The sequence below is a fragment of the Natronoglycomyces albus genome, from assembly GCF_016925535.1.
GTDB classification, from domain to species: Bacteria; Actinomycetota; Actinomycetes; order Mycobacteriales; family Micromonosporaceae; genus Natronoglycomyces; species Natronoglycomyces albus.
Window position 1 is genome coordinate 687,377 of record NZ_CP070496.1, and the last position, 23,619, is coordinate 710,995.

18 protein-coding genes and 1 pseudogene are annotated in these 23,619 nt (G+C 62.7%); 3 read left to right on the forward strand and 16 right to left on the reverse strand.

All coding sequences use genetic code 11. The annotated features are described in order from the left end of the window. Positions 1 to 46: 46 nt before the first annotated feature. The 7 genes from JQS30_RS02885 to ahcY form a co-directional block, all read right to left on the reverse strand. A complete protein-coding gene (locus JQS30_RS02885; protein ID WP_213171898.1) occupies positions 47 to 847 on the reverse strand; it encodes a hypothetical protein in 801 nt (266 codons plus the stop codon). Between the two features lie 11 nt (positions 848 to 858). Further along, a complete protein-coding gene (locus tag JQS30_RS02890; protein WP_213171899.1) occupies positions 859 to 1,125 on the reverse strand; it encodes a hypothetical protein in 267 nt (88 codons plus the stop codon). A gap of 197 nt (positions 1,126 to 1,322) precedes the next feature. Next, positions 1,323 to 1,901, reverse strand: a complete 579-nt coding sequence (locus JQS30_RS02895; protein WP_213171900.1) for an isochorismatase family protein — start codon at positions 1,899 to 1,901, stop codon at positions 1,323 to 1,325. A 189-nt stretch (positions 1,902 to 2,090) separates the two neighbouring features. After that, positions 2,091 to 3,818, reverse strand: a complete 1,728-nt coding sequence (gene ctaD / locus JQS30_RS02900; RefSeq protein ID WP_213171901.1) for an aa3-type cytochrome oxidase subunit I — start codon at positions 3,816 to 3,818, stop codon at positions 2,091 to 2,093. Positions 3,819 to 4,267: 449 nt separating this feature from the next. After that, complete coding sequence (locus tag JQS30_RS02905; RefSeq protein WP_213171902.1) at positions 4,268 to 4,675, reverse strand: roadblock/LC7 domain-containing protein; 408 nt, start codon at positions 4,673 to 4,675, stop codon at positions 4,268 to 4,270. A 424-nt stretch (positions 4,676 to 5,099) separates the two neighbouring features. Then, positions 5,100 to 7,523 (reverse strand): sensor histidine kinase, encoded by a 2,424-nt coding sequence (locus JQS30_RS02910; RefSeq protein WP_213171903.1) that lies wholly within the window; start codon positions 7,521 to 7,523, stop codon positions 5,100 to 5,102. A 371-nt stretch (positions 7,524 to 7,894) separates the two neighbouring features. Continuing rightward, positions 7,895 to 9,355 (reverse strand): adenosylhomocysteinase, encoded by a 1,461-nt coding sequence (gene ahcY / locus JQS30_RS02915; RefSeq protein ID WP_213171904.1) that lies wholly within the window; start codon positions 9,353 to 9,355, stop codon positions 7,895 to 7,897. Between the two features lie 1,012 nt (positions 9,356 to 10,367). On the opposite strand from ahcY, the gene JQS30_RS17225 reads away from it, so the two are divergent. Then, complete coding sequence (locus JQS30_RS17225) at positions 10,368 to 10,874, forward strand: type II toxin-antitoxin system PemK/MazF family toxin (protein ID WP_246498025.1); 507 nt, start codon at positions 10,368 to 10,370, stop codon at positions 10,872 to 10,874. Between the two features lie 47 nt (positions 10,875 to 10,921). Here JQS30_RS17225 and JQS30_RS02925 read toward each other — a convergent pair whose 3' ends face one another. Continuing rightward, on the reverse strand, positions 10,922 to 11,317 hold the full coding sequence (locus JQS30_RS02925) for a MarR family winged helix-turn-helix transcriptional regulator (protein ID WP_213171905.1): 396 nt from the start codon (positions 11,315 to 11,317) through the stop codon (positions 10,922 to 10,924). Positions 11,318 to 11,403: 86 nt separating this feature from the next. Here JQS30_RS02925 and JQS30_RS02930 point away from each other — a divergent pair, with 86 nt between their 5' ends. After that, on the forward strand, positions 11,404 to 12,891 hold the full coding sequence (locus JQS30_RS02930) for an MFS transporter (RefSeq protein ID WP_213171906.1): 1,488 nt from the start codon (positions 11,404 to 11,406) through the stop codon (positions 12,889 to 12,891). A 70-nt stretch (positions 12,892 to 12,961) separates the two neighbouring features. Here the strand turns inward: JQS30_RS02930 and manA are convergent, their stop codons facing one another. The 5 genes from manA to JQS30_RS02955 form a co-directional block, all read right to left on the reverse strand. Beyond that, on the reverse strand, positions 12,962 to 14,155 hold the full coding sequence (gene manA, locus JQS30_RS02935; protein WP_213171907.1) for a mannose-6-phosphate isomerase, class I: 1,194 nt from the start codon (positions 14,153 to 14,155) through the stop codon (positions 12,962 to 12,964). Positions 14,156 to 14,543: 388 nt separating this feature from the next. Further along, positions 14,544 to 15,752 (reverse strand): SIS domain-containing protein, encoded by a 1,209-nt coding sequence (locus JQS30_RS02940; protein WP_213171908.1) that lies wholly within the window; start codon positions 15,750 to 15,752, stop codon positions 14,544 to 14,546. Further along, positions 15,753 to 16,034, reverse strand: coding sequence for a Trm112 family protein (locus JQS30_RS17760; protein ID WP_246498026.1), 282 nt, complete (start codon positions 16,032 to 16,034; stop codon positions 15,753 to 15,755). A 24-nt stretch (positions 16,035 to 16,058) separates the two neighbouring features. Further along, entirely contained in the window at positions 16,059 to 17,447 is a 1,389-nt protein-coding gene (locus JQS30_RS02950; protein ID WP_213171909.1) for a phosphomannomutase/phosphoglucomutase, read from the reverse strand. Positions 17,448 to 17,483: 36 nt separating this feature from the next. Continuing rightward, on the reverse strand, positions 17,484 to 17,942 hold the full coding sequence (locus tag JQS30_RS02955) for a DUF3499 domain-containing protein (RefSeq protein ID WP_213171910.1): 459 nt from the start codon (positions 17,940 to 17,942) through the stop codon (positions 17,484 to 17,486). Between the two features lie 591 nt (positions 17,943 to 18,533). Between JQS30_RS02955 and JQS30_RS02960 the strand changes: the two genes are divergently transcribed. Next, positions 18,534 to 18,974: a metallopeptidase family protein gene (locus JQS30_RS02960; RefSeq protein ID WP_213171911.1), complete on the forward strand. Its 441-nt coding sequence runs from the start codon at positions 18,534 to 18,536 to the stop codon at positions 18,972 to 18,974. Positions 18,975 to 19,971: 997 nt separating this feature from the next. On the opposite strand, the pseudogene JQS30_RS17625 reads toward JQS30_RS02960, so the two are convergent. From JQS30_RS17625 to JQS30_RS02975, 3 genes and pseudogenes are all read right to left on the reverse strand, one after another. After that, positions 19,972 to 20,223, reverse strand: a pseudogene (locus tag JQS30_RS17625) (WhiB family transcriptional regulator); the annotation flags it as partial. Positions 20,224 to 21,551: 1,328 nt separating this feature from the next. Next, positions 21,552 to 22,202 (reverse strand): hypothetical protein, encoded by a 651-nt coding sequence (locus JQS30_RS02970; RefSeq protein ID WP_213171913.1) that lies wholly within the window; start codon positions 22,200 to 22,202, stop codon positions 21,552 to 21,554. Between the two features lie 138 nt (positions 22,203 to 22,340). Continuing rightward, a complete protein-coding gene (locus tag JQS30_RS02975; protein ID WP_343076166.1) occupies positions 22,341 to 23,426 on the reverse strand; it encodes a mannose-1-phosphate guanylyltransferase in 1,086 nt (361 codons plus the stop codon). Positions 23,427 to 23,619: the final 193 nt, after the last annotated feature.

Genomic DNA, 23,619 nt, shown 5'->3' on the forward strand with positions numbered 1-23,619 from the left:
TCATGGACACCGGGTCAAACACACGCGGGCACAACACCCGGCCGCCTCAGTCACGTCGGCGATGCAACGCCGCGATCAAGACCGGGCCGAGCGCGGCAGCCTCCGCCGCCTTCACTCGCGCGCGCTGCTCCTCCGCTTCGGGGTCCGGCTTGGGTGACCGGGCCGCCAACGCGCACGCGGAGGCCAGATGCTCCTCGGCGCACTTCTCATCCAAACCCGGCAAGATCGCGCGCACCGCGTCATTGGTGGCATCCCGCAAACGCGGCGGATCCGCCTTGGTGGGCGGACGCCCGAGCGTTTCAGTGGCGAGCCCGCGAATCATCGGCCACGACAGCCCAGGCAGGCGGACAGCCGTCTGCGGACCAATGTCAAGAAGCTTGCGGTGGTAGCCGGCCGCGTCGGAGCCATTGGCTAGCTTGGCCAGTTCCTCGAAAGCCTTAGTCGGCGAAACACCCGACGCGCTGGAATCCGGTTTACCCTCCCGTTGACACATCGCGTTCACCGCGTCGGTCCACCACTGTTGGCCATCGCCTTCTCGCGACTGGGGAATGGACGCGCTACCGGTGGCTACGGAGGAAGCCGCGGCGCTGGCACCGTCGGCCCCAATGGCAGACAGATACTCGTCCAACGCCTCGGCCGCGCAATCCAACTTCGACAGCGCCGCGTCCAACTTGTGGCGAGCCGTAGCTAGATGGACCAGCCCGACCGGTTCAACCGAATCCCGACTGGCATCGGTCAGCGCCACGTGCCCGGTTTCCAAATGATGTACCGCTTGCCGCAATCCAGGGCGCGGCAGATCGGCGCAAATATGCCGAATCTGCGAGGCCAGCGTGGCTATATCGCTCATAGATCGCGCGCCTACAGGGTTGCCGCATAGGATTCGGCCTGCTCGGAAGCGGCGAATGTGGCGGCTAGCGACTGTTCGAGTTCCGTGGCGGCCTGAGCTAGCGCGGCTTGAGCGGAGGCAACGGACTCATGTCCGCTGCCTTGGGTGATCGCCCCGAGCGTGCCCTGGGCGGTTTCGACATGTTGGGAGGCGGCCGTGATGGCGGCCTGACCGTCCTTGACTTGTTGCAAGGCTGATTCGATGGCTGATTTAAGTTCAGCGACACTGACACTCGACACGCCTAGTATTTTGTCGCACAATCGACCACAGCAGGTGGTGAACAAATAACTCGGCGTGTCCGAAAGGCGACAGCATGTCCGAATCCCCAGTCAGGGGCGGTTACGCAACGGTTCCCCGGCCCCAACAAGAGCATCGTTGTACGAACCTCGAGGCCGAACTCCACCGGCTACCAGCCTCGTCCGCCCGCACCGGTTGCTTAGGCCCCCACCGGCTCGCCTTGCAACTCCACACCTTCGTGTCGCATCTGGGCCAAGGCGCTGGCGATCGTGTCCGGGTTGACTCCGGCGGTGAGATTCAGCAGCACTGAGGTGGTGAAACCCTCCCGGGCCGCGTCGACGGCGGTGGCCCGCACGCAATGATCGGTGGCCAGCCCGACGACTTCGACCGTGTTGATGCCGTTTCCGCGCAGCCAGCTAGCCAGCTCCTCCTCGCCGCTGTGCCCCTCGAACCCCGAATAGGCCGCTTCGTAGGCGCCCTTGTCGAAGATCGCCGAGGCCACCCGGGGGTCGAAGTTCGGATGGAACTGTGCTCCCTCGGTGCCCACCACACAGTGCGGAGGCCACGAGTCGACAAAGTCGGGGTTCTCCGAAAAATGCGAACCTGGATCGATGTGGTAGTCGCGAGTGGCCACCACGTGGTCCCAGCGGCCCTCGTTCTCGGCGATGAACTCCTTGATCGCCAAGGCCACGTTGCCGCCTCCGGTGACCGCGAGCGATCCACCTTCGCAGAAGTCCTTCTGTACGTCAACAACTATCAATGCCCGGCCGTTGCTCATATCTTCAGCGTATCGGGTTAGGCGCGCTATTGCAGCCGCCGGGCGCATCGAAAAGCAAACGGGGAACACCCCGGCAAACCCCGCCATTGCCGCGAAAAAGCGCAAAAGGGTGGGGCCGAGACACGTAGTGTCTCGGCCCCACCCACGCCGTCGGGATCGGCTGGTATTCAGTCAGTAGTGAATGCCGACCTAGTCGATGTCGGGCCTAGGTGGCTTCTTTTCATCAATCGCGGTCGTTTCGGTTCCCTTTCCGACCGATGACTCCTGCTGCTTGAGCAGGTGGCCCCACTTCTCATCGAATACCGGGCGCTCCGAGCGGATGCGCGGCAGACGGTCGAAGTTACGCAGCGGCGGTGGGCAGCTGGTGGCCCACTCCAGGGAACCTCCATAGCCCCACGGGTCATTCACCGTCACCTGACGGCCAGCCTTGTAGGACTTGAACATGTTCCAGATGAACGGCAGCGTCGATAGACCCAAGATGAACGCGCCGACAGTCGAAATCATGTTCAACGTCGTGAAGTTGTCCATCACCTGGTAGTCGGCGTAACGACGCGGCATGCCCTCGTTGCCCAGCCAGTGCTGGACCAGGAAGGTCGTGTGGAAACCGATCATCGTCAGCCAGAAGTGAACCTGCGCTAGACGCTCGTCGTACATGCGCCCGGTGACCTTGGGGAACCAGAAGTACGTTCCCGCGAACACCGCGAACACGATCGTTCCGAACAACACGTAGTGGAAGTGCGCGACGACGAAGTAGGAGTCCGAGACGTGGAAGTCCAGTGGCGGGCTAGCCAGCAGCACACCCGAGAGACCACCGAGCAAGAACGTCACCAGGAAGCCCAGCGAGAACAGCATCGGTGCCTCGAACGTCAACTGGCCTCGCCACATGGTGCCAATCCAGTTGAAGAACTTCACCCCTGTTGGCACCGCGATCAAGAACGTCATCAGCGCGAAGAACGGCAGCAGCACCTTTCCAGTGGCGTACATGTGGTGAGCCCACACGGCCATGGACAAGGCGGCGATCGCCAGCGTCGCGAAGACCAGCGTCTTGTAACCGAAGATGGGCTTGCGGCTAAAGACCGGGAAGATTTCGGAGACGATGCCGAAGAATGGCAACGCGATGATGTACACCTCTGGGTGGCCAAAGAACCAGAAGAGGTGCTGCCACAAGATCGCGCCCCCGGTGTCGGGGTTGAACACTTGTGCGCCGAGATGGCGGTCGGCCACGACGGCCAGCAGCGCGGCGGCCAGAATCGGGAAGGCCAGCAGAATCAGCAGCGAAGTGATCAGGATGTTCCACGTGAAGATGGGCATCCGGAACATCAGCATGCCGGGCGCGCGCATCGTCACGATCGTGGTGATCATGTTGACCGCGCCGAGGATGGTGCCCAGACCAGAAATGGTCAGACCCACAAACCACATGTCGGCACCGACTCCGGGGGAGTGAACGGCGTTCGACAGCGGCTGATAGGCGAACCACCCGAAGGAGGCCGCGCCGTCAGGCGTGAAGAATCCGGCTACCACCATCGAAGAGCCGAAGAGGTAGAGCCAATAGGCAAAAGCGTTGAGTCGCGGGAACGCGACATCGGGAGCTCCGATTTGCAGCGGAACCAGATAGTTACCAAACGCGAAGACGATCGGCGTCGCAAACATGAGCAACATGATCGTGCCGTGCATGGTGAACAGCTGGTTGAACTGTTCGACGGAGAGATACTGCAGACCTGGCTGGGCCAGTTCGGCGCGCATGACCAGCGCCATCACGCCGCCGATGCCGAAGAAGGCAAACGACGTAATGAAGTACAGAATCCCGATGTGTTTGGCGTCAGTAGTACGCAGCGTCCGAGCAAGCCATGAACCTTTGGGCGCGCGGCGTACCGGCCAGGGACGCGCGACAATCGGCTTCGGCGAAACCGTAGTCACCTGTGGGCCTCCAGTGTCTCTGTTCGAGTAGCAACCGTGCCACCAAATTGGGGGCAGCCAGGCATGCCGATAGTCCTGATGTCACAACCTGGCCTCCGCAGAATAGCCGTTAGCGGCGGCGATTTTGCGGAGGGGTAATGACCAAGGCGAGAACCAACGGGCGCTACGTGTGGTTGGGAGTATGTCACCACGGGTAGGCGCGCCGTGGTGGACGTTGAGGGAGTTGCTGGTAGTCGCGGTGGCCCAGGGGGCGTTAGCCGTAGCCAGGAGGCGCGGAAGTCAACCCGAGAGTCACCGATGGAACGCGACAGTGACGGCACGTGCGACAAACCGTGAGCAATATCGCTGTCGTCCGCAGACAGTGTGAGGCCACGACGTCAGCCGGGCCCACGTTGGCGAAAACGCGGGGAGGGGTTCGCCTAAACGTGGGCCTCGCGGCTGAGACGATGCTAGTCGCGCGCGGCGGGCTCGATCGCGGCGTAGACGCGCTTGACTAGCACGGCCGTCTCGAAACCAACCTGGCCCAGATCGCACCCTGACTCGGCCAGCACCAGCACCTGAGCGCGGTCGCCCACCGACATCAGAAGCAGCACCCCGTCGTCCATGTCCACGACTGACTGGCGAATGCGACCCGCGTTGAGTACCTTCGCCGCGCCAGTAGTCAGACTGGCCAAACCCGAGGTGATGGCCGCCAGCTGGTCGGCGCGGTCATTGGCCAAGCCACGCGAGGCGGCCAGGGCCAGCCCATCGGCCGACACGGTCAGGGCGTGCGTGACGTCCGGGACCTTGTCCACAAACGAGGTCAGGAGCCAATCGAGCTCGCCAACCGCCTCTGAGGTAGATGCGGATGATTCCATTTTTCATTCCCTTCTGGGGGGAGGGGGAACGCTGCCGTTCCTAGTGCCTGGTGTGGTGCTCACCACCTTCGCGGTGTGCACCCGGTGTGGACTCCCAGTGTGCGAGGAGCCCGCGTCGGTGATCCCGCGCCGGGCCTCGCCTGTGAGACTCCGAATCAAGCGTCGTGCGCGGGTACCGTGTGATCTGCGTACTGGTCGGTCTGGAGACCGAACCGTCTTATCTGAGGTGTCCTCCCAGCGTGCCACTGAAGTGCCACCGTCCGCTGGTGCGCCTCGAGTCGTCGCCTCCATCGCAGTTGATGTGGGTGAACCCCGCGCCGCAAGCGTGTGATTGTGGCGCGAAGGCAACGCGAAAATGTGTCCTCACCGAGGGGTCGCTACTGCTCATTGATGGCCCACCGCAGTGAAACAGATAGTAATGGTGTTACTCGTGGTGCTCAGCGGCGGCGATGCCGGAGGCGAACCCGGAGAGTCTGTCTCGGACTTCCTCTGGGTCAAGGTCAACGGACGATTCCTCGCGTTGGGCGGGCACGGAGCCGGGCACGAGCAGGGTGCCTGGGTCGCGTCGAGGGAGCCCGCCGGGGCGGTCAGTGCGGTGACCGCTGTTCAGAGTTCTATCCACCTTTTTGAAAGTAACATCTACTGAGCTGGAAACAACCCCACCGGCACCGCCATTGCCGCGTGCGCGGCCAACTTCGGGTTGCGATGTGGCGTGTGAAACGGGCGCGGTCGGTGTGGTCACCGGGCGAGGCTGGTCGGGCACGATCGGGTCGATCGCGCCAGGGGCCTCCACCTCCTGGCCAGTCCCGACCACCGGCAGGTTGGCCGCATGAGCTGACAGCGCCAAGCGCGTTGGGGCGGGAGTCTGCGTGCGACGCAGAATCTCCGAGTGCGTCCGGGAAGGAAGCAACGTGTTGGGGACTCGGACCATCGCCAAGGTTCCCTTTCCAGACGTCGAATGAAGTTGTACGTGCATCCCGTGCAGGGCGGCCAGCCGCCCGACCACGAGCAGACCCATTGTCGCGGTCAGTTCCGAGGTCAATTGTTCGGGCTCTTCGAGTCGCCGGTTAATGTCGGCTAGTTGGTCGGGGGTCAGACCGATGCCGTCGTCGGAGACAGTGACGATGGTGTCGTTGGAGGTGTGCCGCATCGCGACTCGCACCGACTGTTTGGGCGGGGAGAAGCTAGCGGCGTTGTCGAGCAGTTCCGACAAGATGCGCACCAGGTCACCGGCGGGTTTGGCCTGGAGATAGACCTCCGAGGACCCATCGATGGTGACACGAGAGGCGTCTTCGATCGCGTCGGCGGCATCGGAGACGACCGTGCGCAGGTCCACGGCCTCGTGATAGCGGCTACCCGGTTGGCCACCGGCCATCAGCAGCAGGTTCTCCTCGTTGCGGCGCATGCGAGAGAGCAGGTGATAAATCTGGCGCCAGTCGGAAATGTCCTGGGTCGCGCCGTACTTGTCCACATAGGCTTCGATGACGTCTTGCTGGCGTCGGACCAGGCCCTGCCCACGCCGGGCCAGCGTCTTCATCATCGCCTGCACATCGAGTCGTAGCAGCGCCTGGTTGGCGGTCTGCTTGAGAGCTTGCTGTTGGGCGGCGGTGAACGCCTCAGACAGGGAATCGATCTCGTCAACGCGGCGTGGAGGCAGCGGAGCGACATCCGCGCCCTTGGCTTCGGAGAGAAGTTTGTCGACTTGCTCGGCGCTAGTGGCACTGGAGAAGGAGTCCACATATTTGGGGAGGACTTCGTAGGCCCCAGTTAGCGCCTCTTCACGCAGAATCTCGACTCGGCGAGCGATCCGGCGCGCCAACGTCGTAGCCGCGAAGATCGACGTCGCGGCCAAGATGGTGATGAGAGCGACGGTGATGACCGCCGAACGGACCGCCGAGGAGTGCATGTCGTCAACTCGGGCGTCCAGCTGTTCAGAGGCATGGTCTTCGACATCGTGCAAGGTGGTGATGAGGTTGGCCTGGAGAGATTCCCATTCGCCAGGGTTCATGACGGGCAGATGCCCGGACAGATATACCCCGATGGCCTCTTGAGCTTGGGAGACTTCCGGACTATCGACGAAATGGTCGGAAAAGTAGTTCAAGGATTCGGGGGTAGCCAGCTGGTTGAACGAGTCCAACTGCTGGTCGAACTTACCGGCCAGCACAGCGAACCCAGCCAGACGCTCAGGGTCGACCTCTGCCAGACCCTGCTCTGCCAGTTCCAAGTCCGAACCGAGCCGGAAACGCATTTCACCGGCGGAGCGGGCGGATTCGGAGATGAGCGAGAGCGCTTCCAAGGAGTTGGCGACATCGACGTTATCGCTTTGTCCGTGGAGAGCGTTACCGACGTGGACCATTGAGTCGGCCACCGTGCGGTAGGTGGTGAACGCCTCCTGCACCTCGGGGTCGATGGGTTCGGACTCTCCGGCGGCATAGACCCGGAACGTTTCGCGGGCCTGCGGCAGCTCCAACAGGGAACGCTGGGCGCGTTCGACGCGGTCGGTAAGAGCGGGGAAGCGTTCCAGCGCGTTCGGGGCGATCTCGTCGAGGTATTCCCCGGCCGCGTCAGTCACCTCCCACAACTCTTCGAGCACGACGTCAAGCTCTCGGTTGCGCATGGAGATCGCGTTGGTGATCTCGGCTTGTCCACTGCGCAGCACGAGGTTGGTGGCTTGGGCAAGCTCAGACAGCGCTCGGGCGTCATTGGCCGCTTGATAGTCACGCCAAGAGTGAGCAGTGTGAATCACACCCAGCACCAGCAAGCCGATGAGCGCCACAGTAATGGGCAGCAACAACTGTGTACGCACCGGCAGGTGAGTGGAACGGGGGCGTGCCTCGCGCGGGGACATCGGGGGGAAGTCCTTCCTTTCGACCGGGGCTGTCGAGTCAATCTTCGCTTGTCGGCCTCGTTAGCCGCTACGCGGGGGGACGACCGTACAGCGACACTGGACCAATTATGCACTCTCTGGCCTGTGGCGATACCGGTGGTAGCTATCAATTTGAACTATTAGCGCGCATTGGAAGTTGACGGTATCGGCCGACCGGCCAGCAGTTGGCAAGCGATATCGACCCACGTGTGGGTCAGTCTCCGTTTTAGAGGCGATACGGCGGCGAAGGGCTTTAGGCCCTCGCCGCCGTATTCGTCGTCAATTCAGTTCTTCGCCGGTGCCATGGACAGCGGCAGACCCCAGAGTCGTTCGCGACGGTGGCCGCTGACCGATCAGTAACGGTAGTGATCGCTCTTGTAGGGCCCGTTGACGTCGACGCCGATGTACTCGGCCTGTTCCTTCGTCATCGTCGTCAAGTTCACGCCCAGCGCGTCGAGGTGTAGACGCGCGACTTCCTCGTCGAGATGCTTGGGCAGAACATACACGCCAATGGGGTACTCCGCGGGCTTGGTGTGCAACTCGATCTGGGCCAGCACCTGGTTGGTGAAGCTGTTGCTCATCACGAAGCTCGGGTGACCAGTCGCGTTGCCCAGGTTGAACAGACGCCCTTCGCTCAGCACGATCACCGAGTGGCCGTCGCGGGCGGCCGAGCCGGGGAAGCGCCACTCGTGCACTTGTGGCTTGATCTCTAGCTTCTCGATACCCTCGATTTTGGCCAGCCCGGCCATGTCGATCTCATTGTCGAAGTGGCCGATGTTGCCCACGATCGCTTGGTGCTTCATCTGCTTCATGTGCTCGGCGGTGATGATGTCGCGCGAGCCTGTCGCGGTGATGAAGATGTCGGCCTCGGCCACAACATCCTCAATCGTGGCGACCTGGAAGCCGTCCATCGCCGCTTGCAAAGCGCAGATCGGGTCGATCTCGGTGACAATGACGCGAGCGCCTTGGCCCCGCAGCGACTCGGCGCAACCCTTGCCGACATCGCCGTAACCGCAGATCACAGCGACCTTGCCTCCGATGAGTACGTCGGTAGCGCGCATGATGCCGTCGGTCAGCGAGTGGCGGCAGCCGTACTTGTTGTCGAACTTGCTCTTGGTCACCGAGTCGTTGACGTTGATCGCCGGGAACAACAGGGTCCCGTTGCGCTGCATGTCATATAGGCGCAGCACCCCGGTGGTGGTCTCCTCGGTGACACCCTTGATCGCCTGCGACATGCGGGTGAAACGCTGGTTGTCTTCGGCAACCGAGGCGGCGAGCAGCTTGAGGACTTCCGCGTGCTCTTCGCTTTCGGCGGTATCCACGCCCGGCACGGAGCCAGCCTTTTCATATTCGGCGCCCTTGATGACCAGCATGGTGGCGTCGCCGCCGTCATCGAGGATCATGTTGGGTTCTTCCGAACCCCAGTCCAGGGCGCGGGAGGTGCACCACCAATATTCTTCGAGCGTCTCGCCCTTCCACGCGAAAACGGGGACGCCCTGCGGGTCCTCGGGCGTGCCCTTGCCCACGACGACGGCCGCGGCAGCATGGTCTTGGGTGGAGAAGATGTTGCAGGAGGCCCACCGCACCTGCGCGCCCAAGGCGGTGAGGGTTTCGATGAGGACGGCCGTCTGCACGGTCATGTGCAGAGAACCGGTGATACGAGCGCCCGCCAGGGGCTGTGTGGCCGCGTACTGCTGGCGCAGCGACATGAGGCCGGGCATCTCGTGTTCGGCCAGACGCATCTCGTGTCGACCGAACTCGGCCAGGGAGAGATCGGCGACCTTGAAATCGTCGGTGCTTAGCGTTTTCGTCATAGTGCCGATCCTACGCGGGCAGGTGGGAGATCGCGGCAATCGCCGCCACAGTTGCCGCGTGTGCGTGGTCATGTCTGGGCGGCCTTCGTTGCCTGGTCATCGTCCTGGACCAGGTTCGGCCCGCAGGTGCCGCGCGGAACGTGAGTGGACGGGGAAGCCGGTTCGTATCTCAGTCGCAGATGGGGAAACGACGGCGTGTGAGGTTGATGCCCACGGTGATCTTGTGGCACGGTCGGAAAGAAGCGGGGCCACGGCGCGGCCCGCGCGGGCGATGAACATGGGTATCACCCGGGAAAACATAGTTCCCACGCCTCTTCCAACCGAACGTCTTCGTTAAAGGAGACCGGTGTCTCCCCTGTGAAATCCCAGCGTATGGGGGTACATCAAAATTTTCTAGCCCATAATGGCGATTTAGCTTGACACTAGGCTTGCCTTGAGTAAGTATATAAGTACGCAGCGTTACCGCAGCGGCTCGGTCCGATCCGAGAGCAGCGGAGACGCGCGGGGGAACCAAACCGGGGGGAGTGCCGGGAGGTCTGGGGTGGCCTCCCGGCACATTAATGTGCCGGGTCTGAACAAGACCCCGGCACGTAACGCCAGACGACCTACATCGTCTGGCGTTTTTTCATGCCTTGCCTGCGCTGGGCGCGCTGGGGCTACTGCCACAAACGCCGAAAGTACCTGCCGCCTTCTGGCGCAAGTTTGCCAGTTGCTGCCCTGATTCCTCCCTCTTGCGCCATCCTCCATGTGTAAGACATTTGTTATACACATGAGTGATGACTATTGGATTCCGTCCTAACGCAGTGGACCAATGAGGCTTATGCAAAAGACGTTTTCGGCGTTCTCGTCGGCTCGTTTACCTGCGTAAACTTCGCCTCCTGCGGCCTTGAAACCGCACCTTTGCATAAGCCTCAAACGGTTATCGAAGGCTACCGGCGCAAAGGCGAGAGCATTGCGGACGTTCTGCGTCGCGGGTTGCGCAGTTTGGAGCGTCTGGAATGGGAACACGGCGATGGAAGACATGGCTCGTCTGGCCGATGAGGACTCCTCGGGGGAGCCGGATGTTTGGGAGTACGACGACTACGGCAACGTTAGGTTGTTAGGTGGTGCGGTGAAGAGAGTCCCAGCCGAAAGTGATGGAACTGAGAAGTCCCCAGCTGAGGAGCTCGCGCGCCTCCGGTCCGTTATTCGCGATCGAACGTTAATGATTAGGGGAGCGGTATATCCCATTGACGTGGGCGATGCGAAGCAGCGAGGGAAGCTCCTAGGTCTGGTGCTTAGCCTGCAGCGTGACGGTTGGAGCACCGTAACAGTGCTGCCAACGTCGACACGAGCGCGCGAATCCATCTTTCGTCCCGCCCTTGAGGTAGCGGGACAGCAAACGGTGGTGATGATCGACCAGATTCGCACCATCGACACCCGATTCGTCGTCGGCGAGATGGTCGACTTCATCGTGGGAGGCGACCGGGAGCGCGTTGAATACGCACTCGCGCGGTACCTGGGCCTTCCCCTGCTTTAACCATTAGGGCACCACGAAACGGGCCCGGCGCGGGGTGAGCCGGAGGGCTAGTCAAGAAACTTCGCCAGCACCTCGCGGTGGCTGGGCTTGGCCTCCTCATGCTTGGCGCGGCCCTCGTCGGTCAGCTTCAGCATCGCCGCACGGCGGTCGGTCGTGTTTATGTCACGGATGACGAGACCGTCGTTTGTCAACCGGGAGACGGTGCGCGACAGGGCGCTTTGGCTCAAGTGCATGCGCGACTCCAGAGTCTTGAGGGCGCACTCGTCGGAACCTCGCTCGCATTCGGCCTCGTAGCGCCGCAGCCGTTCCAGGACCTCGAACTCGCTGAGCCCGAGGCCATGTAGCTCTTGCAAGGTGGACTCCAGCGCACACGACAACTCGTGATACAGCGTCAGTGTTTTATGCCACTTGTCTAGCAGCACGCTTTCCATTGCTGAGTCCATGAACTGGAGTTTAACACCCGCCCAGTTTAAATGCTATGTCATTATATGATTTGACATTGAATGTACATGCATATAACTTCGCGCTTGTGACAGACATCGAAACCACACCAATACGCCCCACCACGACCGCACCCAACCCACCCAGGCAGGCCGACAAAACTCCACCCAAATGGTCCGCCCGGCTATGGAGCATCCTGCTCGTGGCCTGCTTCGCCCTCTTTCTGGACGGGCTAGACGTGTCCATGGTCGGCGTCGCCTTGCCCTCGATCGGCGCCGACCTCGGCCTGTCCACCACCGCCTTGCAATGGATCATCAGCGGCTACGTACTCGGATTCGGAGGCCTCCTGCTGCTGGGCGGCCGCGCCGGCGACCTCCTCGGGCGGCGCCAGGTCTTCCTGGTCGCCCTCGCCGTATTCGCCGCCGCCTCACTCATGGGCGCGATCGTCGACAGCGGAACCCTTCTCATCGTCTCCCGCGTCATCAAAGGCGTCGCCGCCGCCTTCACCGCGCCCACGGCGATGTCCATCATCACCACCACCTTCAAACAAGGCAAAGACCGCAACCGGGCGCTAGCGATCTTCAGCGTCTTCGGCGCATCCGGTTACTCCTGCGGGTTGATCTTCTCCGGATTCCTCACCGAGCTGGGCTGGCGCTGGACCTTCATCGCGCCCGTCCCGCTGGCTCTGGGCGCACTACTGGTTGGATACTTCGTCATCCCACGCAGCAAGCCCACCGCGACCGGCGGCGTCGACCTACTCGGCGCGCTGACACTCTCCAGCGGCATGCTGCTGGCCGTCTACAGCCTCGTGGCCCTGCCCGAGGTGGGAGCCGACAACCTTCTGCCGCTCATCACGCTCATCGCCGCCGCCGCGTTGCTGGCTGCGTTCTTCGTGGTGGAAAACCGAGTTCGCTACCCGCTCGTCCGACTAGGCATCCTGCGCAACGGTCCCGTGGCCCGCGCCAACTTGTGCATAATCGGCCTGTTTGGCACGTTCCTCAGTTTCCAATTCCTCATGTCGATCTACCTGCAATCAGTGCTCGGATGGTCACCGCTCCAAATGGCACTAGCCCTGGCACCGGCCGGCATCCTCGTGGTTATCATTTCCCCGATCACGGGGCGACTGATCACCCGCTACGGTTCCCCCCGGCTCATCATGGTCGCGTTGGCGTCCCTGAGCGCCGGATACGTTCTCTTCTTGTTCAACGGCAGTTCCCCAGAGCCCAATTACCTCACCGATGTCCTGCCCAGCATTTTGCTACTCGGCGGCGGCTTTGCCTTCGGATTCTCCTCGATCATGGCGCAGGGAACCGACGGCATCGAGGACTCCGAACAGGGCCTGGCCTCCGGACTCGTCCAAACCTCCGGACAAATCGGCGGGGCTGTAGTCCTGGCTGGCGTGACGATCCTGGTCACCTCCGGGTCGCACGCCACGACCGGAATCGACGTCGGATGGAGCCAATTCCAACCCGGCCTGATTCTCATCACGGCCGTGGCATTGGCGGCGCTGGCGGTGGCGACGGCGCCGCTGTGGCAGCGCAACGGCAAGGCGGGACAACACCGGCTTCGCAGCTAGCGACCTAACCTATCCCGAGGGGAGATCCACTGCACTGGCCGCAGAGGGTCTCCCCTCCGCCGCAGGCGTGCTACTGCGAAATGAGGAAGACCTCACCGTCGCCAAACGCCGTTATGGTGCCACCCGCCGGGCCCGAAAAGGCCGCCTGTCCGGGACTAAGTTGAGCTGAACCCTCCGCGTCGGAAACCGTGACCTGGCCCTTGACACACAACACGATGCGTGGCCCTGTGGGAGAGAACGATTCCTCGACACCAGTGGTTTGGTCGCGCTCACCGGAGTGCAGACGGGCCTGGACGACTCGGAATTCATCGGTTTCCACCGGCCAATGTCGTACGCTAGCCGAACTGTTTGAGCCGGAGGGGGCCCGGCGAGGATCACCGATCGGCGTAAATTTCACCACCCGCAATAGCTCCGGCACGTCCACGTGCTTATTGGTCAAGCCCCCACGCAAGACATTGTCGCTCGCGGCCATGATCTCCACACCCATGCCAGACAGATAGGCATGCATGTGACCAGTCGGCATGAACAGGCCCTCGCCCGGCTGCAGCACCACGTGCTCCAGCAGCAAAGCGACAAATACCCCCGGATCGTCCGGATAATACTGCGACAACTGCCGCAAAACGGCATGTGCGTCAGCGAACATGTGGCCGTCCCCGGCGTGTTCCACCGCTTTCAACGCCTGTTCGATGTACACCGCGCAGTCGGACCGGTCCAGGTCCAACAGCTGGGTGACAGCCGAGGCCAGCGCCTCTTCGGCCACCGGGCCATTGAGCTCCTCCACCAGCCACGTCAGCTGTGGCACCTGCAAGGACGCAATCGCCTGGGCAGCCAGGGCGGGCTTTCGAAACCCGCACAGGGCCGAGAACTCGGTCAGAGCCACCAGCATCTCGGGCTTGGGATTGGGGTCAACGTAGTTGCGACGCGACAGCTCCTGCGCTAGGGCAGCCCCAGCCACCCCGGCGATGACCGGGGCGGAGGCGGTGAGTTCGGATTCGCGATCAAAACCTTCGCGGGCTCGCTCGGCGTCCGGATGGGCCTGGAGCGACAGCGGCTGGGCCGCCGCCAAAATCTTTACCAGGAACGGAAGCTGATGTTCTTCGTCTAGGCCGCGTCCATCGGGTAGGGGAGAAGGCGCGGTGGGATGCGAGCCGAACCACAGCTCAGCCTCGGGTTCCTCCGATGGAACAAGCCGACCTTGCAACCGCGCGATGGCCTCGCGCGATCCCCAGTCGTAGTTGCGGAAGACTCCACCAATGGCGCGCATCCGGCTCCCTTCACCGTTGTGCTTGTGTGCCTGTGACGAGCGCTGCCGTGGTGCTTGGCCGCCAGCTGGCGCGGCAGAACACCGGCGAGGCCGGTTCTCGGCTGCGGATTTGGTGCCCATCTCTCAGGCGGACCGATCGCCGTCGCCGACGGTGAGCCCCGTGTGTCGCAGCAGGCGTAGGCAGGTCGTAGACCAGCTCTCACCCAGCCCCTGGTCTGCGCACCCAAGCTTGAACGAAGAAGCTTAGCCGATCGGGCGTGATTTTGAGAAACCAGTGGTGGGGAAACGTCTCGGGGGAGACCGATCATCAGTGGATCGGCCGCCCCCGGTCACTGGAGAGTCGGCACAATGACGCCAGGTACCCATTGGCGCGACCGCGAAGGTCTCGTTACTGGCGCGAGCCGGAGTGGATGTGATCTTTCATGTCAGATACGGCGGGGACCGACATCGGGTCCAAGTTGTGGGCCAGCGCCAAATACACCGACGTGAAGTCGGGGAACGCGATTAGTGAAGCGAGCCGCTCCAGCGAACAGCCGCCTTCGGCCTTAAACACGTCGCAGTGGATGCCGCGCTCTTCGGCCAGTTTCTCCACCGCGTCAGCCCGCCGTGAGTCCGGCAGAGGAACGGAGTCGTCACCCTCTAGACCATCGTCACGGAACAGCACGATTCGCAGCCGGGTGGGTTGCTCGTCGCCTTCGAGCGGATCGGCGAAGATGTCGTTGCTCTGGCGGGTCAGCGAGCCGAACACGCCATCGAGCAATCCGACGCGGCCACGGCCAGCCTCGCCCAGCTCCCCGGCGATGACCGGGTAGCGAGAGTTCGCGGCGAGCATGTCGCCGAAGCGTCGGGCCGCGACTCCAGCCAGCGGGGAGCCGCCCCAGACGACCGGGATTGTGCCGGCCAGATTCATGGCCAGTTCCTTGGCTGGGTTGACAAACGAGTCCGCCTCCCCTCGGCAGCGTTCGGCGTCTTCGTCCAGCCGGCGAGCCGTCTCGGCGATATCGGCCTCGGCCAGTCTCACCAGGCCCAGTTCGCGGGCGGCCAACAGCACCGGAACCGTCAGGCCCCACAGGCTCATTCGGGCCGGAGCCGTGCGCGGAACCGGCACGAACACCGCCCGCGCCCGTTCGGCCAGAGACTGCAAGGGGGAGTCCGGTGCTCCAATGGCGACCAGTCGTGCCCCGCGCCGTGCCGCCGCCTCCGCAGCGGCCAACGCCTCGGGGCTGCGCCCGGAAGCAGATACGGCCAGCACGACGTCGGCCGCGCCCACCCAGCCGGGAATTCCCGCCGAGCGGTGGGCCATGACCGGCACCGGACAGCGTGGTCCGGCCACGGTTTGCAAAATGTCGCCGGTGCGCGCGGCGGTTCCCACCCCGGCGACGACGACGGCGCGAGGGCGGCCCTCTTGCGCCAACACGCCCAGCCCCGCTTCCGCGGCGAAATGCGCGACCTCGCGTAGCTGCGGACCGGCTGCGGCCAGAGCCCACAGCGCGCCGCCGGGGCGGTTCGACGCCTCTTGCGGCCCGTCGAGGCGCTCGGGGTCTGCGTGGCGATCACCCGTGACTCCGGCGAGACCTGCTTCTTCGGAATGCGGCATTTACCTCTCCAGCTCTTCGTCGACCAGCATCACGGGGATGCCGTCTTCCACTCGGAACACCTCGCCACATTCAGAACAGGTGAGATGGCCTTCGTTGCGGTCATAGGACAGCGGGGCGTGGTGGGGCTTGGGGCAGCGCAAAAGTTCCAGCAGGACCGAAGAGAGTTCGGCCTCCAACTGGGTGGGGTCGGCAAGTGATTCGGATAGTTCAGTTTCGGGGGCCGAGTCGTGATCCGAGCCGTTGCCGTGGGGAGAGCGGGAGGACGGAGTTGTGGCGTTCACGGTGAGTGCTCCAAATACATGCGGTTAGCTGCGCACGATCGACAGGATGTCGTCGCGCAGTCGGATCATGGAGGCCTCGGTGGCCCCTTCGACGTTGAGCCGCAAGAGCGGCTCGGTGTTGGAGGCACGCAGGTTCGCCCACGAGCCGTCCTTGAAAGTAATGGTGAGGCCGTCGAGTTCTTCGAGGGTGACATCGCATTTGGTGCCGTAGATGGCCTTGATGTCGGCGATTTTTCCCGCTTGGTCCTCCACTGTCGAGTTGATCTCGCCGGAGGAAGGATAGCGATCGTAGTCGGCCACGAGGTCGGCCAAGCTGGTCTCGCAGTTGCCTAGCTTGCGCAGGACGTGCATCGCGGCGAGCATGCCGGTGTCGGCAAACCAAAAGTCGCGGAAGTAATAGTGGGCGGAGTGTTCGCCGCCGAAGATAGCGTCATGGTCGGCCATCGCCGCCTTGATATAGGAGTGGCCCACGCGGGTGCGATGTGGTTTGCCGCCTTGTTCGGTGACGACCTCGGGTACCGCCTGAGAGCAAATGAGGTTATAGATGACCGTCGCGCCAGGGGATTTCGCTAGCTCGGCTTCCGCGACCATGCAGGTGATCGCCGAGGGGGATACCGGGTCGCCGGCGGCGTCGACGACGAAGACGCGGTCGGCGTCGCCGTCGAAGGCCAGGCCGATGTCGGCTCCCACCTCGCGCACTTTCGCCTGCAGGTCAACCAGATTGGCCGGCTCCAATGGATTGGCCTCGTGGTTGGGGAAGGTGCCGTCGAGTTCAAAGTACAGGGGAACGATTTCCAGCGGCAGCCCTTCCAACAGCTGGTCGCCCAACACGGCGGGGACCGTGTGCCCGGCCATGCCGTTGCCAGCGTCCACCGCCACCTTGAGGGGGCGAATGCCCGACAGGTCGACCAGGCCACGCAAGTGCGCCGCGTAGTCGGCGAGGAAGTCTCGCTGAGTGACCGTTCCTTGCGCGGTATTGGAGTTGTCGCGCGAGTCAGGGTCGGCCAGGATTTCAGCGGCTCGGTCGCGGATACGTGCCAAGCCGGTGTCCAGGCTGATTGGTTTGGCTTCGGGAAGGCATAGCTTCATGCCGTTGTACTGCGCCGGATTGTGGCTCGCGGTCAGCATCACCCCGGCCACATTGTGTTTTCCGGATATGAAGTACATCATGTCGGTCGAGCACAGGCCGGCGGCGATAACGTCCGCGCCCGCCTTCGTGGCGGCCTGAGTGAAGGCCTCTGCTAGGCCGGGACCCGAGTCACGCATGTCGTGGCCGACGACCCACGTGCGAACGCCGGTGACCTCCACGGCGGCTGTGCCTATCGCCGAAGCGATGCGCTCGTTGAGCTGCTCAGGGACGGTACCGCGAATGTCATACGCCTTGACGATGGCCTGTAGCTGCTCGTCCACCATGTACGCCTTTCCCTAGCCGATACGTTCTGTTCGAGCTTATCTGGGGGCGTCGTCTTCGGACTGAACCACCCGCAGGTGCCGACGCGACGACGAATGCGCGCTGGTGGGCGAGGATTGCTGCGGGGACGTGGCGGCCGATCGCTGGGCTCCGGGGCGACTCGGGCTCGTGGTGGCGATGGGACTGGCCTCCGGTGGCGCAGCCGGGTTGTCTTCTTCGGGGCGGCTCCCGGCGGCTTCGCGAACGGCGTTGGCCAGCGCGACGAGATCATCGTCGGTGGGCATCGGTTCGGAGTAATCGCCTTGATGACGCACCAATTCCCATCCACGCGGTGCCGTCAAACGGCGCGCGTGGGTATCGCACAGGTCATAGCTGTGCGGCTCCCTTGCCGTGGCCAACGGGCCCACCACGGCAGTGGAATCGGAGTAAATATATGTCAATGTGGCCACCGCCGGTTGGCGGCAGCCGTTTCTGGAACAACGGCGATCCGACCTCACGAGACGACGCTACCGCTTTCTGTTTTCGCTTGGTAGTCCATATTGGCTCCGACACGCTGAAATCCGTACTGCTAAGCCAAGCTGCGAGGCTGGGCGCTGGGACGCGACCGGCTGCGCGGCACTTCGATAACAGTACGTCCTCAACCGAGTTGCCGGTATGAACGACTTGTCAGTGTTCTCTCGACTGCGCTGTAGGACCACATGTGCGACCTTGTACTCCGGGCCGTCTTTTCCGCATTGGGTCGCGTAGTCCGTGGTAGCGGACCCGTTCGTGGTGCGGTGATGGCCGCGGTGGGCCGTGTGGGCCTATCTGGCAAGTGCGGGCTTGATTTCCCCACCTTTAGGTTACCTGGAGCAATACGGGCCGGGCAGGCCGTCGACGTTTGACACAGACATCGACGTCGATGAGTTCCTTAGGTGGGCCTGTGGATTCGGGTCGCCTTGGCGTGTCGCCCGGTCACTTTGTTCCCAGGAGTTGAGGTGAGGGCAGCTGCGGTTTCGGCCCGATCTGGGCGAAAATTCTGTGACGGAAGCTAAATTACCTCTTCGGGTAACCCCCACTTGGTTGTTCGTTGACCTAATCTTAGGTTTATGCGACACCGAGACCGCCGGGGCCGCGGCATGCGGGGACGCTTGGCACCCAGCACATTGCCGATGTCGCGCACGTCCACACAACGATTCGACCGCAAAGTCACCGAGTTGATCAATGCGATCGAACGGCACCTTGCGTCTTCTTTGGGAGGCGAACAGGGCAGCTTGCGCCATGTGGAGTTCGCCGTCGATGATGTGCCTCCTCCCGCCCAGCACTATGACGCCGATGTGGTGGAGGACCACGGGGTCGCACTGTCGCGTTTGTATCCGGCGCAGCCGGGCACTCTCGCGGCCGCTCCGCGAATCGTGCTGTACCGCCGGCCCTTGGAACTGCGGGCCGATTCCCCCTCCGAACTGACGATTCTGGTGCGTAGTGTGCTGGTGGAACAGATCTCGGCCCTGTTGGGAATCCCGGTCGAAGCGGTCGATCCTAGTCTGTAGCGTGCCTCGATTGGCGCGTGTGGCCGTATCTGGTCCGACTCTTGCGTTCAGGTGGCCCGACTCTGGATATGAAACGGTGGCCTTTGACTCTCCACGTCCGTGGAGAGTCAAAGGCCACCGTGGGATAGCGGTGCGACATTGTTTTGGCCGTTGCCAAAGGCGATCGAGCAACTGAATCGACCCGATCGGCGCGGCACCATGGTCGGTACTCGGCGACCGAGTCGAATCCTCGTTGAGGTGTCCTCGTGGAGAGGTCCGCTCGATGTTGTCGTGACCTTGCGTATGGCCTTGTACTTTCGGTCCATGTCGACACACCGTTGCCTGGCCTCACGAGTGAGGCTTATCCGACAGGCACTTCCGGCGTTCTCGTCAGCTCGTCTACCTGCGTAAACTTTGCCTCCTGCGGCCGTGAACCTGCGCGTTTGCACAAGCCTCCGTGATCCCGGTGGAATTCTTCGCTGCTTGAGGCCGCGGCGTGTGTGTATGGAACGTTGTGATCTGCCAATCGCAGGGAACATAAATTCCCGGCCATATTGGTCCAGCCCCGTCTCCATTGACGAAAGGCCATGTGGCCCGCGCTGAATCTCAGGGTTGTGGAATGGTTCTCATTGTTCTGGCGCTGTGTTTTTCTCCAAAGCTGACGCCGCCGAGGCTTTCGCAAGCCACCGGCAAACCCTTTGGCCTTTGCGCGGGCCTGGCTGTACAGCAGTGGCATCCTTCAAGCGAGTGCTGGCACTTTCTGTGGCTCTTGGGCCGCTTCGCGCAGCTCCTCGAGCGCCTCGGTGGTCGCCCCAGCTGCCGCAGCCGCTAGAGCGTCGATGGGTTGTGGGTCCAGATTTTCGCGTGATGTTGGTTGAGTTGGCACGGTGACGACATAGGTTTCGGCGGTGCTCGCGTTCGACATGAGCCCCGGCGATCCAGTCAGTTCCATCTCACGACAGGTACGGGCCACCACCACTGGCAGCATGTGCTCGCCACGTCGCTGGGCAATTTCGCGGGCCTGTCGTTTGATCTTGCGACGCTCTCGTTCCGAGAGCCCTCCCCAGATTCCGAACCGTTCGTCATTTTCGAGTGCAAACAGTAGACACTCGCTTTTCACATCGCAACGTCCGCAGATTCGCTTTGCGTCGCGGGTCGAACCCCCTTTTTCTGGGAAGAACGCCTCCGGGTCGGTCTGCGCGCACAAAGCGCGCGCCTGCCACTCGGGGACGTTTCCCAACAGGTCGGCCAGGTAATCACGGCCGTCCATATACGTCCGCCTCCTCAATCGCGCACCGGGCAGTCCGATGCTTCCCCCTTGTTGCCTTGACGGGGCCGCCTTTCGCGGTCGCCGATGATGCGATGCCTCCCCAACCGCGCATCATTGACGTCGCCACTTCGCTTTTTGCAAGCCGCCGTCGCGCGCCCTCGCGGCGAGGGCGCGTATTTCGCTGTGGTGTTGTGACATCGGTTTGTCACGTCGAACCGAAACCGACGAGACCCTTGTCGTTTCCTTCCGGCCCCACTGGGCGTTCCCTCTGCGACTGGGTCGTTTCAGGTCGCGTTGTCAGAGCCGGTGACGTTTGGGATTGTGTCCCTCACGGCCCCACTGATCTGGACTCTGACCTGGTTGGCTCCCCGTTCTTGGGAGCTCTCCCATCGGGGTTGCTGCCCCTTCGATGCGTTGAGCCCCTGCTAACTCGTGCCTCGGACGATGTTGCGCCCGTAGCGATCGCCTCGCCTCGGTTCGTACCGTGGTCGGTTAGCCCGAGCAGCCTCGGAAGTCCGTGTCGTTGCGGATGAAACAGAGCCATCGTCGATGGCGTTTCCACCCGGAGGCTTATGTAAAAGGCACTTTCGGCGTTCTCGTCGGCTCGTCTACCGGTGTAAACTTCGCCCCCTGCGGCCTTGAATGTGCGCGTTCGCATAAGCCACCCTGAATCTGAGGCATTCGACTTTGACTCTCCGCGATCGTGCGTTATGCGCGATTGGACGAGTGTTGGGTCAACCAGATTCAGTTCCACAGCGGAGTTACCGCTCGTTTCATGCCTGCGTATACCTGCCCTCGTCGAGCCAGACTGATCGGCGACGACTTCCCCCTGCGGGCTATGCCGTGTCGTGTTGTCGCGCGACCCATGTCGCGCCTCGCACTTAATCTGCATAACCCTTGCTGTGTCTTCGCACGTGTCTGCCTCTTCGCGAGCTGGAACATGAAACGAGTTCGTCCTTGCGAGCCAATGACGGGCTCTCGTGAGTAACGAGATATTCGCTCAACAGTTGCGGTTTTTTCTCATAAGAACCGAAATCTTGCATCTGGTGCGAACGTGTACGTGAATGTCACTCACATGACGTTTGGTAACGTTTCGATACCAAACGATAGCGCACGGTAAGCAGGCGTGGCAATGGTTTTGATGAGATTTTCTGCGGACTATGTGCACATATGTGAGCTTCTGACTGGATAGCCCAGCTGGCCGTCCGCACTGGCGGGAACCGGGTGTCGGCGCTGCTCAGATGCCCTTGATATACACCCGGCCGTCGAAGTTGCGCTATGGGGCGGCTCGCCATGGTCACCGCCGCTACGGGCGCAGAGTGAAAGCTTTAGGAAGTCGCTGTCGAAGGCGAATCCGATGCTCTGTGCGGGCGTGCCTTGCGCGTCCACACCAGCGCCAACACCACAGCCGTTAGCCAAGCGACATCGTGCACGGCACGTTCGACGACATCCCGCTGCGTAACCCAGACGGCCCCGAGGCTCTCCTGTTGGTTGGCCAAGTCCCACCCATATGCCGCCGCCGCTGCGGCCAGAAAGCAGCCCACCGCCAAGGTGATCGCATACAAGATAATCGCGAACTGGCGAATCGTCACCCGGGGCGATACCCACACCGCCAACAGCGGCAACGCGAGAGGCAGAGCGCTGAACAGAGTCTGACGGGCAGTGTCGGTGAAACCGATTCCCGCAGCGCGGGAACCAAGGCTGTCCCGGGGGTCAGTTCCCGTGCCGACGAGCCACTGAGAGAGGGCTACGGCAACCAGGACGGTCGAAATGAGCAGCAGGAGCCCCGCAGTCCGCGTGCGCAGGGGAGGGCTGACCGTGTCGCGCCAGGGTGAGGCGAATGCTTGAGGTGCCACCGGAGTCCGAAGGTGTGACGTGGCTTGGGCGGATGTGGTCGGTTTGGACGCGGCTTGATCCTCGCCGCCCACCTCTGGGGCCGCTTCACCAATGTCATTGGGATCGGATTCGGGTGTGCTCACACTGTTATCCACAGACTTCTCCACAGGGGCCATGCACGTTATTACACCAGTCTGGCTACCCGCTATGGCGGCAAACCCGGCAGGAGCGAACAGGAGAGTGACCGGGTCTGCTCCTGCCGCCGCCAGATGACATCGCGCCTAGACCAGGTCGGTGCGCCCAGTCTCTTTGAGCTGGTCGACGATTTGCTTAACCTCCTGCGCCCGGTCGCGAGTGGCCACGAGAACGGCCTCGTCGGTGTCAACGACGATCATGTCGTCGCAACCGAGGGTCGCGATCAGCCTGCCCGAGGCCGGGACCAGCACATTGCGCTTAGATTCGACCGTCAACACAGGACGGTCCTCCGAGGAGACGATGACGTTGCCGAATTGGTCGGCCGGACGCAAAACTGAGCCGAGCGTATCGAAGTCGCCGATGTCGTTCCAGCCAAAGTTGCCCGGCACGACTCCCACCTTGCCCGCGGCGGCGGCCGGTTCCATGACCGCGTAGTCAACCGAGATCCGTTCGAGCGCTGGCCACAATTGGTCAAGCAAAGTGGCCCGCTCGGGGGCTTCCCAGGCTGCCGCGAGGCGGCGGACCGTGTCATGCAGGGCTGGCCGCTGGGCCGCGAGCTCGGCGAGGAACACGTCGACTCGCCACACGAACATGCCCGCGTTCCACAGATAGTTGCCCGAGGAGACGTATTCGACCGCCGAGACCTGGTCGGGCTTCTCCTTGAATTCCGCGAGTTGAAAACCGGGGCCGCGCGGTTGGCCCAAACGCAAGTACCCATACCCGGTTTCGGGGCCCGACGGGGTGATGCCGATGGTCATGAGAAGGCCGTCTTCGGCCAGTTCCATGGCCCGCGAGACCGTGTCGGCAAACTGCTCGTCATCGGCGATCAGATGATCGGCGTGAAAAGCGCCCATGACGGCGTTCTCATCGCGTTCGGCGATGACGGCGGCGGCCAGGGCGATGGCAGCGGCTGAATCCCGCGGTGAGGGTTCGACGAGGATATTGCTTTCGGGACAGCTGGGCAACTGGCGTGCCACAGCGACAGCGTGGGCCGAACCAGTCACCACATACATGTGGTCGTCAGCCGATAGCAGCCGTAGACGGTCGACGGTCGCCTGTAGTAGGGAACGATCGGTTCCCGTTAGGGTGTGAAGAAACTTCGGGTTCTGGGCGCGCGACAGTGGCCACAAACGTGTCCCGGAGCCACCCGCTGGTACCACGGCATGCAACATGTCTCTCAGTCTGACATCCTCACGCCCCGACCACGGAGCCACATGCCCAGGAACGGCCGGGGCAATCCGGGACGATTTACTCATGAAAACGTCATTTGTCGCCTATGTCCGGCGCATGGCAAGGGTGAACCCAGAGAGGTTTGATGCGCGAAGAGTGCGCGAAGCTGCTTAGAGTAGCGCGGGGCAGGCGCCC

Excerpts from the sequence above, each read along its gene's own strand:
- JQS30_RS02885 (WP_213171898.1), bottom strand. The coding sequence starts at position 847 with ATGAGCGATATAGCCACGCTGGCCTCGCAGATTCGGCATATTTGCGCC.
- JQS30_RS02895 (WP_213171900.1), bottom strand. The coding sequence starts at position 1,901 with ATGAGCAACGGCCGGGCATTGATAGTTGTTGACGTACAGAAGGACTTC.
- JQS30_RS02905 (WP_213171902.1), bottom strand. The coding sequence starts at position 4,675 with ATGGAATCATCCGCATCTACCTCAGAGGCGGTTGGCGAGCTCGATTGG.
- JQS30_RS02910 (WP_213171903.1), bottom strand. The coding sequence starts at position 7,523 with ATGTCCCCGCGCGAGGCACGCCCCCGTTCCACTCACCTGCCGGTGCGT.
- ahcY (WP_213171904.1), bottom strand. The coding sequence starts at position 9,355 with ATGACGAAAACGCTAAGCACCGACGATTTCAAGGTCGCCGATCTCTCC.
- JQS30_RS17225 (WP_246498025.1), top strand. The coding sequence starts at position 10,368 with ATGGAAGACATGGCTCGTCTGGCCGATGAGGACTCCTCGGGGGAGCCG.
- JQS30_RS02925 (WP_213171905.1), bottom strand. The coding sequence starts at position 11,317 with ATGGACTCAGCAATGGAAAGCGTGCTGCTAGACAAGTGGCATAAAACA.
- manA (WP_213171907.1), bottom strand. The coding sequence starts at position 14,155 with ATGCGCGCCATTGGTGGAGTCTTCCGCAACTACGACTGGGGATCGCGC.
- JQS30_RS02940 (WP_213171908.1), bottom strand. The coding sequence starts at position 15,752 with ATGCCGCATTCCGAAGAAGCAGGTCTCGCCGGAGTCACGGGTGATCGC.
- JQS30_RS02950 (WP_213171909.1), bottom strand. The coding sequence starts at position 17,447 with ATGGTGGACGAGCAGCTACAGGCCATCGTCAAGGCGTATGACATTCGC.
- JQS30_RS02960 (WP_213171911.1), top strand. The coding sequence starts at position 18,534 with ATGCGACACCGAGACCGCCGGGGCCGCGGCATGCGGGGACGCTTGGCA.
- JQS30_RS02975 (WP_343076166.1), bottom strand. The coding sequence starts at position 23,426 with ATGTTGCATGCCGTGGTACCAGCGGGTGGCTCCGGGACACGTTTGTGG.